Raw genomic sequence first — 16,053 nt, forward strand, 5'->3', positions numbered from 1 at the left:
GGGCTGGACGAAGCAAGCACGTCGGGAGTACCCAGCCCTTGACGGCCCCAATCGCGCTGCGCCCGGGCGATTCGGGCCAGTTCCGCCCTAACCGCGCGGCGGGCACGCCCGGTGGCTAGCATCGGGCCGACGCCGGCCGCCCCATGGCCGGCCTCTCCGAAGGACGCTAGGGGGCACCACCCATGACCTACCCGCCGCAGCAACCGGGCGGCTACGGCCAGCAGCCCGGCGGCTACGGGCAGCAGCCCGGGCCCTACGGACAGCCCCAGCAGGGCGGCTACCCCCAGAGCGGACAACAGCCGCAGCCCGGCTACGGCGGCACCCAGCAGTTCGGGCAGCCGGACCCCTACGGCCAGCCCCAGCAGTACGGGCAGCAGGATCCCTACGGCCAGCCCCAGCAGGGCGGTTACCCGCCCCAGACGGGCGCTGGGCCCCAGCAGGGCTATCCCCAGTACGGGCAGCAGGACCAGTGGGGCCGGCCGCAGCAGGGCGGCTACGACCAGCAGCAGGGCTTCGGCGGCTACGACCCGTACGGAGGCGGCGGCTTCGGTGACGCGCCCCCGCCCAAGAAGAAGAAAACCGGGCTCATCGTCGGCATCGCGGCCGCCGCGGTGATCCTCGTCGGCGGCGGTGTGACCTGGTTCGTCCTGGCGAACGGCGATGACAACAACGCCGCCGCGCCGCCCGCGAGCAGCAGCTCCCAGGCCCCGACGTCCGCGCCGAAGACGTCCACCCCGAAGAGCAAGAGCAGTTCGCCGACCAGCCCCTCGACGAAGAGCACGAAGCCCGTCGGCGGGCCCGCCCCCGGCGGGAAGCCCAGCTCCCAGGAACTGTTCGACTCCGTTGCCGCCGCCTACAACGCCAAGAGCGCCAAGGACCTCGACGCGGCCATCTGCCGCAGCGTCCACCAGGACGGCTCCGTCGGCGAGGTCACCGGCGAGATCTCGCTCAAGCTGGACGGCGCACCCCAGGACACCGGCACCTCGTCCACGGTGCACTGGACCAACAGCGTGAACGGCCAGACGGCCAAGGGTGTCTTCACCGGCAAGAACGAAGCCGGGCTGTGGTGCCTCCTGGACGTCAAAAAGGACCCGAAGTGACCGTCCAGCGGTGAACCGCGTGCTGGCCGCCGGGCTGGTGCTGATCGGCGTGGCCGGCGCGGGGGTGGTGCTGGGGCTGCTGCTCGTCGCGCCGTCGGGCTCCGCGCCCGCGCCGTCCGGCAGCACCCCGCCGGCGACCCGCGCCTCGACGTCCACCGTGCCGAGCGCGGTGGACACGGCGGCGGTGAACGTGCTGGCCAAGGCGATCGTCAACGCGATCACCGCCCACGACTCCGCCGCCTTCGGCAAGCTGACCTGCCGCCCGCAGACCGCCGAGGCGCTGGCCGGCCTGCAGCGGACCTGGGACGCCGCCGGGCCGGTCACGGCGACGCTGCGGCAGCTCCCCCAGGTCCGCGGCGAGTCCGCGACCGCGCTCGTGCACGTCGAAGCGGCGGGCGGCACGAAGGACACGCCGTTCCCGCTTCACAAGGAGAGCGGCCGCTGGTGCGTGCCGGGCTGACTCAGCCCTTGCCCTTGGCGGGACGCCGGGACACGCGCGGGGAGACGGTGCCGTCCGCGAGCCGCCGGGCGGTGAGCAGGAACGCCGTGTGCGCGACCATCCGGTGGTCGGGGCGGACCGCCAGGCCCACCACGTGCCACGGGCGCATCAGCGTTTCCCACGATTCGGGCTCGGTCCAGCACTGCTGCTCGCGCAGCGACTCCGTGACCCGCGAAAGCTGCGTGACGGTCGCGACGTAGACCGTCAGCACCCCGCCCGGCACCAGGTGGGCGGCCACGTTCGGCAGCTGGTCCCACGGCGCCAGCATGTCCAGCACGACCCGGTCGACCTCGCCTTCGTGCGAGGCCAGGTCGGCGACGGTGAGCGACCAGTTGGCCGGCTTCTCGCCGAAGAACTTCACGACGTTGTGCTCGGCGTGGACGGCGTGGTCGTCGCGGATCTCGTAGGAGTGCACGCTCCCGGCCGGGCCCACCGCACGCAGCAGCGAGCACGTCAGGGCGCCGGAGCCGGCGCCCGCCTCGAGCACGCGCGCGCCCGGGAAGATGTCGCCCCACATCACGATCTGCGCGGCGTCCTTCGGGTAGATCACCTGCGCGCCGCGGGGCATCGAAAGCACATAGTCCGGCAGCAGCGGGCGCAGCGCGAGGTAGGTCGACCCGCCCGCGGACGTGACCACCGACCCCTCGGGACGGCCGATCAGGTCGTCGTGGGCCAGGCCGCCGCGGTGGGTGTGGTACTCACCGCCGTCGGCCAGCGTCAGGGTGTAGTGCCGCCCCTTCGAGTCGGTCAACTGCACCCGATCACCCGCGCGAAACGGTCCGCTGACCGACAACACTTCCTCCAGTACCCCGAATGGCCGACGACAGATCTTCGCAGGCCGCCCGGGCCGCGAACGCAGCGGGTCTCAGCCTCGGCGGGCGCGGCGGTTCAGCGCGGCGCGCAGGTCGTCGCGGCGCAGCACGCCCGCCGGGCGGCCTTCGTCGTCGACCACGAGGAACTGCCACGCCGGGGTCTCGCGGACCCGCTCGACGATGTCCTCCCCCGGCTCCGAGGCCAGCAGCACGGTCTCGGCGCGGATCGGCTCGGCCGCCAGCTCAGCCGGCGCGTGCGGGGACGAGCCTGCGAGCCTTTCGGCCGCGCCTTCGTCCAGCAGCCCGGCGGCGACCCCGTCCGCGCGCACCAGCACCACACCCCGGCCCGCCGACGCGGCCAGCGCGTCCGAGACCGGGCTTTCGGCCGGCAGCTGCAGCACCGGCCGGACCAGCTCGCCCAGCACGAGGCCCTCGGGCCAGCCACGACGCCGTTCGGCCGCCAGCTCCGAGCGCGCGCCGAGGATGACGAACCACGCCGTGACGACGCAGACGCCCAGCCGCAGCCAGCGGTCCGGGCTCGCCGTCGCCAGGCCCCACAGCGCCCACACGAGCAGTCCGGCGGCCACCACGGCGCCGCCGGCGACCGCGGCGCGCGTGCCTTTCGCGCGGATGCCGGTGGCCGCCCAGACGCCGGCGCGGACCAGCCGGCCGCCGTCGAGCGGCAGGCCGGGAAGCAGGTTGAACACGCCGACCGCGAGGTTCGCCACCGCGCACTCGGCGACCAGCAGCCAGACGGCGCCGTCCGGCGGCACGGCGAACATCAGCAGGCCGCAGAACCCGCCGAGCAGCAGCGACACCGCTGGGCCGGCCGCGGCGACGAGTCCTTCGTCACCCGGGCGCTTCGGCGTGCGGGCCACTTCGGACAGACCACCGAGCAGGAACAGGCGCAGCCGCCGGACCGGGATCCCCAGCCGCAGCGCGACCAGGCAGTGACCGAGCTCGTGCAGCAGCACCGACAGCCCCAGCAGCAGCGCGAACGCGCCGGCCAGCAGCCACGACGTCGCCGCCGAGGCGTCCGGGAGCAGCCGCCCGACCAGCGGCGCATACAGGACCACGACGATCAGCGACCCGATCCACCAGGACGGCGCGAGCAGCACCGGCACCCCGGCGACCCGGAACAGCACGAGACCGCCGTCCGGGCGGACGGCCTGCCGGGCGCCCCCGGTGCCCTGTTCACTGGTCGCGGCCATGCCGGAGAGCCTAGAGCCCCCGGTGTGGGTCCCGGGTGATCCGGCCCCGGCCGCAACCGGGTCGTGTCACGGCTCACCCGCGTACCTGGCCAGACGACACGCGTACGCGAACGGACGACTCGCGTACCCGGACGGACGACACGGCTGGCCGGGGCCGCGTCGTCCGGCTGGGTACGCGAGTCGTCCGGCTGGGGCGGGGCTCGGGCGTTGCGGTCGCCGGAACTGTCGTACCCCGGCGTTACGCTCTGCCCATGCCCGACGCCGACACCGTCACCACGGATCCCCCCGCCGCTTCCGCCGTCGCCACCCAGGTGCGGCGGCGGCCCGCGTTGTCGCCGTCCCGGGCCAGCGACTTCAAGCAGTGCCCGCTGCTCTACCGGTTCCGCGCGGTCGACCGGCTGCCGGAGGTCCCGACGAAGGCGCAGCTGCGCGGCACGCTCGTCCACTCCGTCCTGGAGCGGCTCTTCGCGCTGCCCGCCGCCGAGCGTGTGCCCGCGCAGGCGCGGGAGCTGCTGGGTCCGGCGTGGACGGAGCTGTCCGCGGACCGTCCGGAATGGACGGAGCTGTTCGACGGCGAGAAGCCGGACGAGCACGCGGACTGGTTGCGCTCGGCGGAAAAACTGCTCGACGCCTACTTCGGGCTCGAGGACCCGCGGCGGCTCGAACCGGAGGCGTGCGAGCTGCACGTCGAGATCGAGCTCGGCTCCGGGGTGCTGCTGCGCGGCTACATCGACCGCGTGGACGTCGCGCCGACCGGTGAGATCCGGGTCGTCGACTACAAGACCGGCGCCGCGCCGCGTGAAATCGGCGAAGCCAAGGCGATGTTCCAGATGAAGTTCTACGCCGTGGTGCTGTGGCGGCTGCGCGGGATCGTGCCGCGGCAGCTGAAGCTGATGTACCTCACCGACGGCCAGTCGCTCGCCTACACCCCCGACGAAGCCGAGCTGATCCGCTTCGAACGCACGCTGGAAGCCATCTGGCAGGCCATCCTCAAGGCGGGCAAGACCGGCGACTTCCGGCCGAACAAGAGCAAGCTGTGCAACTGGTGCGACCACCAGGCGCACTGCCCCGAGTACGGCGGCACCCCGCCGGAGTACCCCGGCTGGCCGGAGCCCGACGCGGGCGACGAGACGCCGCTGGACCGGGCCGACTGATGGCCGACGCGTTCTACGTCCCCCTCGGCGGTGACCGCTTCGCCGCGACCGCCCACACGGCCGGACCCTGGTCTTCCGATTCGCAACACTTCGGCCCGCCTTCGGCGTTGCTGGTGCGCGCCCTCGAAAACGTCGAACCCGCCTACCCGGCGCAGCTCGCGCGCGTGACCGTCGAGATCCTCGGCCCGGCGCCGGTCGCCGAGCTCACCGTGCGGGCGCGCGTGGAGCGGCCCGGCCGGTCGGTCGAGCTGCTCCAGGCGGAGCTGGCGAGCGCGGAAAGGGTTGTCGCGCGAGCGTCCGCCTGGCGGCTCGCGACGTCGGACACGGCCGAGGTCGCCACCGACGCCGGCCCGTTGCTGCCCGCGCCGGACAGCGTCACCGAGTCGCCGTGGCCCGAGGGCTGGCAGGCCGGCTACCTCGACGCGGTCGAGTGGCGCGCCGTCCGCGGCGGCATGGACGTGCCCGGCCCGGCGGCGGTCTGGGCCCGTCAGCGCGTCCCGCTGGTCGACGGCGAGGAGCCGAGTGGCCTGCAGCGGCTGTTCACCGTCGCCGACTCCGGCAACGGCGTGTCCAACTTCCTCGACCCGCGCCGGTGGTGGTTCATCAACTCCGAGCTGACCCTGCACCTGCGGCGGCCGCCGTCGGGCGAGTGGATCGGCCTCGACGCCGTCACGCTGGTCGGGGCGGCCGGCATCGGCACGGCGACGAGCATCCTGCACGACGCCGGCGGCCCGGTCGCCACCGGCGCGCAGGCCCTGCTGGTCCGGCCGCGACAGGCCGGGGGCGGATAGCCACCCACAACGGGCCCGCATCCAATAACCTTCGCGGAACGACCGACATGAGGAGCGCTCCGGCATGCAGATCACCTCGGTGGTCAACCAGAAGGGCGGGGTCGGCAAGACCTCGCTGAGCGTCGGCACCGCGGCCGCACTGGCCGAACAGGGCCGGCGGGTGCTGCTGGTCGACCTCGACCCGCAGGGCCACGCGACGACCGAAATGCTCGGGTTGTCCGAAGTGCCGGCGGACCGGCCCAGCCTGGCCAAGGCGCTGGCGAAGACGTGGAAGGGCTCGATCGAAGAGCTCGTCGTCCCGCACCCGCGCAGCAACCTCGGCAAGGGCGGCGCGCTCGACGTCGTGCCGACCTCACCGGGGATGTTCGACCTGATCCGGCGGCTCGACTCGTTCCGTGTGCCCGGCTGGCAGCTGGCGCGGGTCATCCAGTTCGCGAACTACGACCACTGCGTCATCGACTGCCCGCCCGCGCTGGACGTGCTGACGAACAACGCGCTGGCGGCGTCGCACGGGATACTGGTCCCGGTCCAGCCGGACAAGACGAGCATCCGCGCGCTGCGGCTGCTGGCCGACCAGGTCCGGTACGTCGAGCAGACGGTCGGGCGGCAGCCGCTGTCGTGGTTCGGCCTGGTGCCGAGCCTCTACCGGCGCCCGATCTCGCACTACGCGGCCGCGGCGCTGCAGGAGATGTACGAGTTCGGCATCCCGATGCTCTCGCACCTGCCGCTAGGCGTGGTGATGAACGAGGCGGCGGCCCACGGCGTCCCGGTCACGACCTACGCCCCGGAAACCCTGCAGGCGCTGTCGTTCCGCGAGATCGCGACGACGCTCGACAGCTACCTGGAGCAGAACCAGGCGCCCGCGGTGGTGCCCGCCGACGAGGAGTTCGTCTTCGAGGACTTCATCTCCGAGGTGGCGGTGGCGCGCAACGTCAACGACAACGGTGCCCGCAAGGGGCTCTACGACCTGCTGCCGAAGAAGCCGAACCGCCCCCGGTCGTGAGGTCCGCCCGGACCCCACGACCGGCGCGGGTCAGAGGCGGCAGGAACGGATGTCGGAGGCCAGGATCGCCTTCGCGCCCACTTCGGCGAGCTCGTCCATCACACGGTTGACGTCCTTGCGCGACACCATCGCGCGCACCGCGACCCAGTCGTCGTCGGCCAGCGGGGCGACCGTCGGCGACTCGAGGCCGGGCGTGATGGCGATCGCGCGCTCGACGAGCGTGCGCGGGCAGTCGTAGTCCAGCATCAGGTACTGCTGGGCGAAGACGACCCCGCGCAGGCGCGCCGCCAGCTGCGACTTCGCCTTGCTCTGCTCGGTGCCCTTCCGCTGCAGCAGCACGGCTTCCGACACGCAGATCGGGTCGCCGAACGCCACGAGGTTGTTCTGCCGCAGCGACCGGCCGGACTCGACGACGTCGGCGATCGCGTCCGCGACCCCGAGCTGGATCGAGATCTCGACCGCGCCGTCGAGGCGGATCACCTCGGCGGTGACGCCGTGACGCGCGAGGTCGTCACGCACCAGCCGCGGGTACGACGTGGCGAGCCGCTTGCCCTGCAGGTCGGCCGGCTTCCAGTCCTGGCCCGCCGGGGCGGCGTAGCGGAACGTCGAGCCGCCGAAGCCGAGCGCTTGGAGCTCCTCGACCGGGGCACCCGAGTCGAGGGCGAGGTCGCGGCCGGTGATGCCGAGGTCGAGGTCACCGGACCCGACGTAGATCGCGATGTCCTTGGGGCGCAGGAAGAAGAACTCGACCTCGTTGACCGGGTCGAGCACGGTCAGGTCGCGCTGCTCATGCCGCTTCCGGTAGCCCGCCTCGCCGAGCATCTCCGTCGCCGCGGCGGCGAGGGCTCCCTTGTTCGGCACGGCAACACGCAGCATTTCGCTTCTCTCCTCGTATCTTCGAGCGACCCGTCACAGGTAGCGGTAGACGTCCTCGGTCGACAGACCGCGGCCGAGCATCAGCACCTGCAGCCGGTACAGCAGCTGGGAGATCTCCTCGGCGAGGCGCTCGTCGGACTCGTGCTCGGCGGCGATCCACACCTCGCCCGCTTCCTCGAGCACCTTCTTGCCCTGGGCGTGCACCCCGGCGTCCAGGGCGGCGACGGTGCCGGACCCGTCGGGACGGGTACGCGCGCGCTCGGCAAGCTCCGCGAACAGCTCATCGAAGGTCTTCACGGTCTGCAGATCCTTCCATCCCGGACCGGCGAGCGCCGCCCCGGCCCGCCGCGGATGCCGCCGATCTCACACCGAAGTGGACAAGGCCTCCCGAGTACTGGGACGGCGTTCGAAGTCGAGGAGGTACTGCTTCCGCTCCAGGCCGCCGCCGTAGCCGGTCAGCGAACCGGTCGAGCCGATCACCCGGTGACACGGGACGATGATCGAGATGGGGTTCTTGCCGTTGGCGAGGCCGACCGCCCGCGCGGCCGACGGCTTGCCGAGCAGCTGCGCCAGCTCGCCGTAGGACGCGGTTTCGCCGTACGGGATCTCGAGCAGGGCGGCCCAGACCGAGCGCTGGAACGGCGTCCCGCGGAAGGTCAGCGGCAGGTCGAACTCCCGGCGTTGCCCGGCGAAGTACTCCCCGAGCTGGCGCTGGGCGCGGTCGAAGATCTCCGCGCCGGTGCTGGGTTCGCCGAACACCGTCTCGGCCGGGCGGTGACGCTGCTGATGCATGTACAGCCCGAGCAGGGCGCCGTCCTCGGCGACGAGGGTCAGCGGGCCGCAGGGGCTGTCCACGACGAGGTGGGAAGGCATGGTTCTCCAGACGGGGTCAGGCGGCGGGCATCCGGTTGATCGCGTGGTCGCCGGTGGCCCACAGGTGCTGGGTGGCGTAGGCGCGCCACGGGCGCCACGCCTCGGACCGGGCGACGACGGCGGCCTGGCCGCCGAGGCCGAGCGCTTCCGCCGCGTACTTGATGCCGAGGTCGGTGGGCAGGAACGCGTCCGGGTCGCCGAGGGCGCGCATCGTGATGCTTTCGACGGTCCACGGCCCGAAGCCGGGCAAGGCGGTCAGCGCGGCCCGCGTCTCGCCCCAGTCGCTGCCCGCGCCGAGGTCGAGCCCGCCGGTCAGGGCTTCGACGAGCGCCAGCAGCGTCCGGCGGCGGCTGCGGGGCATGGCCAGCGTCTCCGGGTCCAGCGAAGCCAGGGCCTCGGGGGACGGGAACAGGTGCGTCAGGCCGCCTTCGGGGTCGTCGACCGGCTCGCCGTGCGCGACGACGAGCCTCGCCGCGTGCGTCCGCGCGGCCGCCGTCGACACCTGCTGGCCGAGCACCGCGCGGACGGCGAACTCGGCGCCGTCGACCGTGCGCGGGACCCGGCGGCCCGGCGCGGCCGCGACCAGCGGCGCCAGCAGCGGGTCGGTGGCCAGCTGCTCGTCGACGGCGACCGGGTCGGCGTCGAGGTCGAGCAGGCGGCGGCAGCGGCTGGTGGCCGAGGGGAGGTCCCGCAGGTCGGTCAGGCTGAGCCGGCAGGCTATGTAGCCGGCAGCGGGGTCCCCGGGGCGTAGCGCGACGACGCCGTGGCCGCGCGGCAGCCGCAGCGTCCGGCGGTAGGCACCGTCCCGCCACTCCTCCACACCCGGCACGCCGGTGGCCACGAGGTGCCCGAACAGGTTGTCCGGGCACAGCGGCTTCCGGTAGGGCAGCCGCAGGACGATCGACCCGGCCGCGGCCGAGGGCGTGCCCTTCGCGCGGCTGCGCAGCTCGGTGGGCGAGAGCGCGAACACCTCGCGGACGGTGTCGTTGAACGTCCGGATGCTGCCGAACCCGGCCGCGAGGGCCAGCTCGGTCATCGGCAGGGTGGTCGTCTCGATGAGGGTCCGCGCGGTCTGCGCGCGCTGGGCCCTGGCCAGCGCCAGCGGGCCGGCGCCCAGCTCGGCGAGCACCTGGCGCTCGACCTGCCGGACGCTGTAGCCGAGCCGGGAGGCCAGGCCGCGGACGCCTTCGGTGTCGACGACGCCGTCCGCGATCAGCCGCATCGCCCGCGCGACGAGGTCGGCGCGCTCGTTCCACAGCGGCGAGCCGGGGCTGGCGTCCGGGCGGCAGCGCTTGCACGCCCGGAAGCCGGCCTGCTGAGCCGCCGCGGCGCTCGGGTAGAAGCTCATGTTCCGCGGTTTGGGCGGCACCACCGGGCAGCTGGGCCGGCAATAGATCCGGCCCTCGGCGACGTCAAACAGTGGACGGAAGGGTCGTCACGACCGCGGTGTAGAACCACCCGTCGAACCGGGCGTCCTTCGCCTGCACGGCCCGCACGCACCGCTCGAAGTCCTCATGCACCCCACCAGCATCGCCGAGCGCGGCGGCGAGGGCTAGCGGAAAAGCGACATGGGCGTGGTCAGCCGAGCAGGGCCGCCAGCGCCGGCACGTCGACCCCGACGAGCGAGTCGCGGAACACCCGCCGCTCCCCCGGCTCGACCGCGACGTCGTTCGGGACCACCAGCACCGTGCAGCCCGCCGCGACCGCCGACGCCGTGCCCGGCGGGGAGTCCTCCACCGCCACGCACCGCCGCGGGTCGACGTCGAGCAGCTCGGCCGCCTTGAGGTAGGGGCGCGGGTGCGGCTTGTTGAAGCCCTCGACCTCGTCGCCGCACACGGTGACGTCGAAGAACTCGCGGCCGATCGTGTTGAGCGCCAGCTCGGTGAGGTCCCGTTCCGTGGACGTCACGAGCGCGGAGCGCAGGCCGGCTTCGCGCACCGCGGTCAGCGCCTCGCGGGCGCCGGGGCGCCACGGCAGCGCGTCGTCGAACAGCCCGGCGGTGCGGCGGCGGATCTGCTCCCCGGTCGAGGCGACCGCCTCCGGCGTCACGGGCTGGCCGACGACCTCGAGCAGGTACGCCGAGGTGTCGTCCATGTTGGACCCGACCAGCGTCATCCGCTGCTCCTCGGAAAGGGTGCCGCCGAGGGCTTCCGCCGTCTCGTAAAGCGCGACGTCCCACAGCTTCTCGGAATCGACGAGGGTGCCGTCCATGTCCCACAGCACGGCGACGAGTCCGTCCACAGTGGATCCCTCCAGGGTCAGGTGGTGAAGTACTTGGCTTCCGGGTGGTGGCAGACGATCGCGTCGGTCGACTGCTCGGGGTGCAGCTGGTACTCCTCGGACAGCTTCACGCCGATGCGGCCCGGCTCGAGGAGCGCGACGATCTTCGCCCGGTCCTCGAGATCGGGACAGGCGCCATAGCCCAGTGAGAACCGTGCCCCACGGTAGCCGAGCTTGAAGAACTCCTCGACGTCGTCCGGGTCCTCTGAGGCGACCGCCACACCGCCCGGGAGGGTCAGCTCGCCCCGGATGCGGCAGTGCCAGTACTCGGCGAGCGCTTCGGTGAGCTGGACACCGAGGCCGTGCACCTCGAGGTAGTCGCGGTAGGCGTCGGCGGCGAAGAGCTCGTTCGCGTAGTCGGCGATGGGCCGGCCCATGGTCACGACGGTGAACGGGACGACGTCGACCACACCGTCCGAGACGGCTTCCCGCGGCCGGTAGAAGTCGGCCAGGCAGAGGCGGCGGTCCCGGCGCTGGCGCGGGAAGGTGAATCGCAGCCGCTCCGGCGCGTCGGGCGACGGCTCGGTCAGCACGACCAGGTCGTCCCCTTCGGCGACACACGGGAAGTAGCCGTAGACGACGGCCGCGTGCGCCAGGACGCCGTCGGCGGTCAGCCGGTCGAGCCAGTACCGCAGCCGCGGCCGGCCCTCGGACTCCACCAGCTCGTCGTAGGTCGGACCGCTGCCGCCGCGGGCGCCCTTGAGCCCCCACTGCCCCATGAACGTCGCCCGCTCGTCGAGCATCGCGGCGTAGTCGGCGAGCGCGACGCCCTTGACCACCCGGGAACCCCAGAACGGCGGTGTCGGCAGCGGGACGTCGGTGGCGACGTCCGAGCGGGCGGGCGGCGGGCCTTCGAGGGCTTCCTCCTCGGCCTTGCGGGCCTTGCGGGCCTCGGCGATCCGCAGCGAGCGCTCCCGGCGTTCCTTGCGCTCACGGCGTTTCCCGTCCGCCTCGGCGTCCACAATGGGCGACTCCCCGCGCTTGGCGGCCATGATCGCGTCCATCAGCCGCAGGCCCTCGAAGGCGTCCCGCGCGTAGCGGACGTCGCCGAGGTAGAGCTCACTCAGGTCGTTCTCCACGTACGACCGGGTCAGCGCCGCGCCGCCGAGCAGGACGGGCCAGCGCGCGGAGACGCCCCGGGAGTTCATCTCCTGGAGGTTCTCCTTCATGATCACCGTGGACTTGACCAGCAGCCCGGACATCCCGATCGCGTCGGCGCCCTGCTCCGCGGCCGCGTCGAGGATGGTCGTGATGGGCTGCTTGATGCCGAGGTTGACCACCTCGTAGCCGTTGTTGGACAGGATGATGTCGACCAGGTTCTTGCCGATGTCGTGCACGTCGCCGCGGACGGTGGCCAGCACGATCCGGCCCTTGCCCGAGTCGTCGCCGGTTTCCATGTGCGGTTCGAGGTGCGCGACGGCCGCCTTCATCACCTCGGCGGACTGCAGCACGAACGGCAGCTGCATCTGCCCGGACCCGAACAGCTCGCCGACGGTCTTCATGCCGGCCAGCAGCGTGTCGTTGATGATCTCCAGAGCGGGCCGCTGCTCCAGCGCGCTGTCGAGGTCTTCGGTGAGGCCGGTGCGCTCGCCGTCGACGATCCGCCGTTCCAGGCGTTCGAACAGCGGCAGCGCGGCCAGCTCCTCGGCCCGCGACGCCTTCGACGACGCCGCGCTGACCCCCTCGAACAGGGCCATCAGCTCCTGCAGCGGGTCGTACCCCTCGCGGCGGCGGTCGTGGACGAGGTCGAGGGCCACCGCGCGCCGGTCGTCGGGGATCCGGGCCATCGGCAGGATCTTCGACGCGTGCACGATCGCGGTGTCCAGCCCGGCCTGGACGCACTCGTGCAGGAACACCGAGTTGAGCACCTGCCGCGCGGCCGGGTTGAGCCCGAAGGAGATGTTCGAGAGGCCGAGCGTGGTCTGGACGTCGGGGTGGCGCCGTTTGATCTCGCGGATCGCTTCGATCGTCTCGATGCCGTCGCGCCGGGACTCTTCCTGGCCGGTGGCGATGGTGAAGGTGAGGGCGTCGATGATGATGTCGGACGTCCGCACGCCCCACTTCCCGGTGATGTCGCCGATCAGCCGGGACGCGATGTCGGCCTTCTTCCGCGCGGTCCGCGCCTGGCCCTCTTCGTCGATGGTGAGGGCGACCACGGCGGCGCCGTACTCGCTGACCAGCTCCATGACCTGGGTGAACCGGGACTCGGGGCCGTCGCCGTCCTCGTAGTTGACGGAGTTGACCGCGCACCGGCCGCCGAGGCGCTGCAGCCCGGCGCGCAGGACCGGGACCTCGGTCGAGTCGAGCATGATCGGCAGGGTGGACGCGGTGGCGAGCCGCCCGGCGAGCTCCGCCATGTCGGCGGTGCCGTCGCGCCCGACGTAGTCGACACACAGGTCCAGGAGGTGGGCGCCGTCGCGGGTCTGCTCGCGGGCGATCTCGACGCAGTCGTCCCAGCGGCCTTCCAGCATCGCGGTGCGGAACGCCTTGGAGCCGTTCGCGTTGGTCCGCTCGCCGATCATCAGCACACTGGCGTCCTGCTTGAACGGCACCGCCTGGTAGAGCGACGACACGCCGGGCTCGGGCCGCGGCCGCCGCGGGACCGGAGCGGTTCCGGCGACGGCGGCCGCGAGCTGCCGGATGTGCTCGTCGGTCGTCCCGCAGCAGCCGCCGACCAGCCCGACGCCGAACTCGCGCACGAACCCCGTAAGCGCTTCGACCAGGGCCTCCGGGCCGAGCGGGTACACCGCGCCGGTCGGGCCCAGCTCCGGCAGGCCGGCGTTCGGCATCACCGACAGCGGCACCCGGGCGTGCTTGGCCAGCTGCCGCAGGTGCTCGCTCATCTCGGCCGGGCCGGTGGCGCAGTTGAGCCCGATGACGTCGATGCCCAGCGGCTCCAGCGCGGCCAGTGCGGCGCCGACCTCGGTGCCGAGCAGCATGGTGCCGGTGGTTTCGACGGTGATCGAAGCGAGGATCGGGACGTGCCGGCCCTCGGCGGCCATCGCGCGTTCGGCGCCGATGATCGACGCCTTCGTCTGGAGGATGTCCTGGGTGGTCTCGACGATCACCGCGTCGGCGCCACCGGCGAGCAGGCCGCGGACCTCCTCGCGGTAGGCGTCGCGCAGCGTGGTGAACGGCGCGTGGCCGAGCGTCGGCAGCTTGGTGCCCGGGCCGACCGAGCCGAGCACGAACCGCGGGCGCTCCCGGGTCGTGAACTCGTCGGCCGTCTCGCGGGCCAGGCGGGCGCCGGCCTCGGCGAGCTCGAAGATCCGGTCCGCGATGTCGTATTCGGCGAAGTTGGCGAAATTGGCCCCGAAAGTGTTGGTTTCGACGGCGTCCGCCCCGGCTTCGAGGTAACCGCGGTGGACCGACCGGACGACGTCCGGCCGGGTGACGTTGAGGATCTCGTTGCAGCCTTCGAGGCCGCCGAAGTCGTCCAGGTTCAGGTCGTGGGCCTGCAGGGCGGTGCCCATCGCCCCGTCGGCCACCAGGACGCGCGAGCTGAGGGCTTCGAGCAACGGTGACGACCCGCGATCGGACATGCTGAACAGCGTAAGGCCGGTGGTCGTAGGCTGGTCCGGTGAGTGAGCCCGTCGACGAGACCCCGCGGCCGCCCGGCGACCGCCCCGAACCCTCCCGGCCCTTGATGGTGGTCGCCTTCGAAGGCTGGAACGACGCAGGTGACGCGGCCAGCCGGGCCGTTGAGCACCTGCAGCTCAACTGGGACGCCACTCCACTGGCCGAGCTGGAGCCCGACGACTACTACGACTTCCAGGTCAGCCGGCCCACGGTCCGGATGGTCGACGGCGTGACCCGCCGCGTCGACTGGCCGACGACGACGTTGTCGGTGTGCCGTCCCGACGGGTTCGACCGCGACGTGGTGCTCGTCCAGGGTCCCGAGCCGAACATGCGCTGGCGCGCCTTCTGCGCCGAGCTGCTGGAGCACATCAAGCAGCTGGACGTCGCGACCGTGGTGACGCTCGGTGCGCTGCTCGCCGACACCGCGCACACGCGGCCCGTCCCGGTCACCGGGACGGCGTACGACAAGGACACCGCGTCGCTCTACGGGCTCGAGATGAACAACTACCAGGGCCCGACCGGCATCGTCGGGATCCTGCAGGACTACTGCGTGCAGGCGGGCATCCCGGCCGTGTCGATCTGGGCCGCGGTGCCGCACTACGTGTCGCACCCGCCGTCCCCGAAGGCGACGCTGGCGCTGCTGCACAAGCTGGAGGACATCCTCGACGTCGAGATCCCGCTGGGCGCGCTGCCGGAGCAGTCCGAGGAGTGGCAGCGCACGGTCAGCGAGATGGCCGACGAGGACGAAGAGATCAGCGAGTACGTCCGCAGCCTCGAAGAGCGGGGTGACGCGCAGACCGAGGTCGCGGAACAGGACGTCAGCGGGGACAAGATCGCCGCCGAGTTCGAGCGCTACCTGCGCCGCCGCGGCCGGGGCGGCGGACAGGAAGGCTTCGGCCTCCGCTGAGGGCTACTTGAGCCAGCTGGTGGCAAACGCCCGGGCGGGGTTCGCCACCAGCATGGCCGTGACGACGTCACCGCCGAGCCGCCGGGTCAGCCGTGGCGCCAGGGTCGTGAGCAGGTAGGACGCGCCGGGCTCGTGACGGGCCGCCGCGGTCGTCGTGTCGCCGCCGAGCAGGATCTGCCCGCCGTGCCCCGCCTCGACCAGGGCTTCGAGGCCGTCGAAGAGCCGCCCGTCGGTGGCGTGGTTGGCCCGCGACGGCCCGTCGAAGCCCAGGAACACGCCGGTCTCGGCGATCTCCCGCTGGATCCGCGGGTCCGGGTTGCGGTTGAGGTGCCCCAGGATCACCTGGTCGGGCGGCACGTCGAGCTGCCCGCACAGCAGCTCGGCGGTTTCGAGACCCGCCGTGCCCAGCTCGAGGTGCACGGCGATCGGCGCGCCGGTCTCCTGGTGCGCGACCGCGGCGGCCGTCATCGTCAGCCGGGCGTGGGAGTCGATCGTGTGGAACGCGCCGGCGACCTTGACCAGCCCGGCCCGCGGGCCGTCGCGTGGCTCGTCCGGCAGGTCCGCCGGCTGCGTGCCTTCGGTCAGGTCGGCGACGAACTCCCGCACCAGGCCGTCGACGACCCGGCCGAGGATCGACGGCGCGTAGTGCTCCGCGCGGTGGAGGCCCGTGGCCGCGACGACGTGGACCTCGAGCTCCTTCGAAATCCAGGCGAGCTCCCGGGTCCGGCGTGTGAGGCCGTACGGCGTCCACTGGACCAGCGCCGACCCGCCCGCGGTCCGGAACGCGAGCAGCGCGTGCGCGGCCTCGGTCGGGTCGTCCAGCTCCTGGCCGGGCAGCAGCTTCGAAGCGAAGAAGAGGTGGTCGTGCGCGTCGGTCACGCCCAGCTCGGCCGGGTCGATGTCGCCCAGCACCGTCCGGACCCGCGGTTCCCCAGTCACAAAACCGAGTGTAACGCCTCAGCCGTTAC

Annotated in this window: 14 protein-coding genes and 1 pseudogene; 6 read left to right on the plus strand and 9 right to left on the minus strand. The window is 72.7% G+C overall.

Annotated features, from left to right (window positions below):
* The first annotated feature begins 182 nt into the window (after nucleotides 1-182).
* Nucleotides 183-1,100, plus strand: coding sequence for a hypothetical protein (locus ACZ63J_RS06885; protein ID WP_465398417.1), 918 nt, complete (start codon nucleotides 183-185; stop codon nucleotides 1,098-1,100).
* Between the two features lie 10 nt (nucleotides 1,101-1,110).
* Nucleotides 1,111-1,560 carry a hypothetical protein gene (locus ACZ63J_RS06890; RefSeq protein ID WP_465305137.1) on the plus strand — a complete coding sequence of 150 codons (450 nt, stop codon included), beginning with the start codon at nucleotides 1,111-1,113 and terminating at the stop codon, nucleotides 1,558-1,560.
* Nucleotide 1,561: 1 nt separating this feature from the next.
* Here ACZ63J_RS06890 and ACZ63J_RS06895 read toward each other — a convergent pair whose 3' ends face one another.
* A complete protein-coding gene (locus ACZ63J_RS06895; RefSeq protein ID WP_364622923.1) occupies nucleotides 1,562-2,392 on the minus strand; it encodes a tRNA (adenine-N1)-methyltransferase in 831 nt (276 codons plus the stop codon).
* A gap of 72 nt (nucleotides 2,393-2,464) precedes the next feature.
* The gene (locus tag ACZ63J_RS06900) at nucleotides 2,465-3,622 is read right to left on the minus strand and encodes a site-2 protease family protein (RefSeq protein WP_465305139.1); all 1,158 of its coding nucleotides are present in this window, start codon (nucleotides 3,620-3,622) and stop codon (nucleotides 2,465-2,467) included.
* Between the two features lie 251 nt (nucleotides 3,623-3,873).
* On the opposite strand from ACZ63J_RS06900, the gene ACZ63J_RS06905 reads away from it, so the two are divergent.
* From ACZ63J_RS06905 to ACZ63J_RS06915, 3 genes are all read left to right on the plus strand, one after another.
* The gene (locus ACZ63J_RS06905; protein ID WP_465339631.1) at nucleotides 3,874-4,776 is read left to right on the plus strand and encodes a RecB family exonuclease; all 903 of its coding nucleotides are present in this window, start codon (nucleotides 3,874-3,876) and stop codon (nucleotides 4,774-4,776) included.
* Nucleotides 4,776-5,567 (plus strand): thioesterase family protein, encoded by a 792-nt coding sequence (locus ACZ63J_RS06910; protein ID WP_465398418.1) that lies wholly within the window; start codon nucleotides 4,776-4,778, stop codon nucleotides 5,565-5,567. The genes ACZ63J_RS06905 and ACZ63J_RS06910 overlap by 1 nt, the downstream gene beginning before the upstream one ends.
* 64 nt (nucleotides 5,568-5,631) lie before the next feature.
* Nucleotides 5,632-6,570 carry a ParA family protein gene (locus ACZ63J_RS06915; RefSeq protein ID WP_465339634.1) on the plus strand — a complete coding sequence of 313 codons (939 nt, stop codon included), beginning with the start codon at nucleotides 5,632-5,634 and terminating at the stop codon, nucleotides 6,568-6,570.
* Nucleotides 6,571-6,600: 30 nt separating this feature from the next.
* On the opposite strand, the gene hisG is transcribed toward ACZ63J_RS06915, so the two are convergent.
* The 6 genes and pseudogenes from hisG to metH all read right to left on the minus strand — a co-directional run bounded on the left by hisG (nucleotide 6,601) and on the right by metH (nucleotide 14,141).
* A complete protein-coding gene (gene hisG / locus ACZ63J_RS06920; RefSeq protein ID WP_465305147.1) occupies nucleotides 6,601-7,446 on the minus strand; it encodes an ATP phosphoribosyltransferase in 846 nt (281 codons plus the stop codon).
* Nucleotides 7,447-7,479: 33 nt separating this feature from the next.
* Nucleotides 7,480-7,743, minus strand: a complete 264-nt coding sequence (locus ACZ63J_RS06925; RefSeq protein ID WP_285996397.1) for a phosphoribosyl-ATP diphosphatase — start codon at nucleotides 7,741-7,743, stop codon at nucleotides 7,480-7,482.
* A gap of 66 nt (nucleotides 7,744-7,809) precedes the next feature.
* Complete coding sequence (locus ACZ63J_RS06930) at nucleotides 7,810-8,319, minus strand: methylated-DNA--[protein]-cysteine S-methyltransferase (protein ID WP_465398419.1); 510 nt, start codon at nucleotides 8,317-8,319, stop codon at nucleotides 7,810-7,812.
* Nucleotides 8,320-8,335: 16 nt separating this feature from the next.
* Nucleotides 8,336-9,839 (minus strand): annotated as a pseudogene (locus tag ACZ63J_RS06935) (AlkA N-terminal domain-containing protein).
* A 58-nt stretch (nucleotides 9,840-9,897) separates the two neighbouring features.
* Entirely contained in the window at nucleotides 9,898-10,560 is a 663-nt protein-coding gene (locus ACZ63J_RS06940) for an HAD family hydrolase (protein WP_465398420.1), read from the minus strand.
* A gap of 17 nt (nucleotides 10,561-10,577) precedes the next feature.
* Entirely contained in the window at nucleotides 10,578-14,141 is a 3,564-nt protein-coding gene (metH, locus tag ACZ63J_RS06945; RefSeq protein WP_465398421.1) for a methionine synthase, read from the minus strand.
* 38 nt (nucleotides 14,142-14,179) lie between these two features.
* On the opposite strand from metH, the gene ACZ63J_RS06950 reads away from it, so the two are divergent.
* On the plus strand, nucleotides 14,180-15,085 hold the full coding sequence (locus ACZ63J_RS06950) for a PAC2 family protein (protein ID WP_465339642.1): 906 nt from the start codon (nucleotides 14,180-14,182) through the stop codon (nucleotides 15,083-15,085).
* Between the two features lie 3 nt (nucleotides 15,086-15,088).
* Here the strand turns inward: ACZ63J_RS06950 and ACZ63J_RS06955 are convergent, their stop codons facing one another.
* The gene (locus ACZ63J_RS06955; protein ID WP_465398422.1) at nucleotides 15,089-16,024 is read right to left on the minus strand and encodes a phosphotriesterase family protein; all 936 of its coding nucleotides are present in this window, start codon (nucleotides 16,022-16,024) and stop codon (nucleotides 15,089-15,091) included.
* Between the last annotated feature and the right edge of the window lie 29 nt (nucleotides 16,025-16,053).

The organism is Amycolatopsis sp. NPDC104863 (assembly GCF_055582965.1).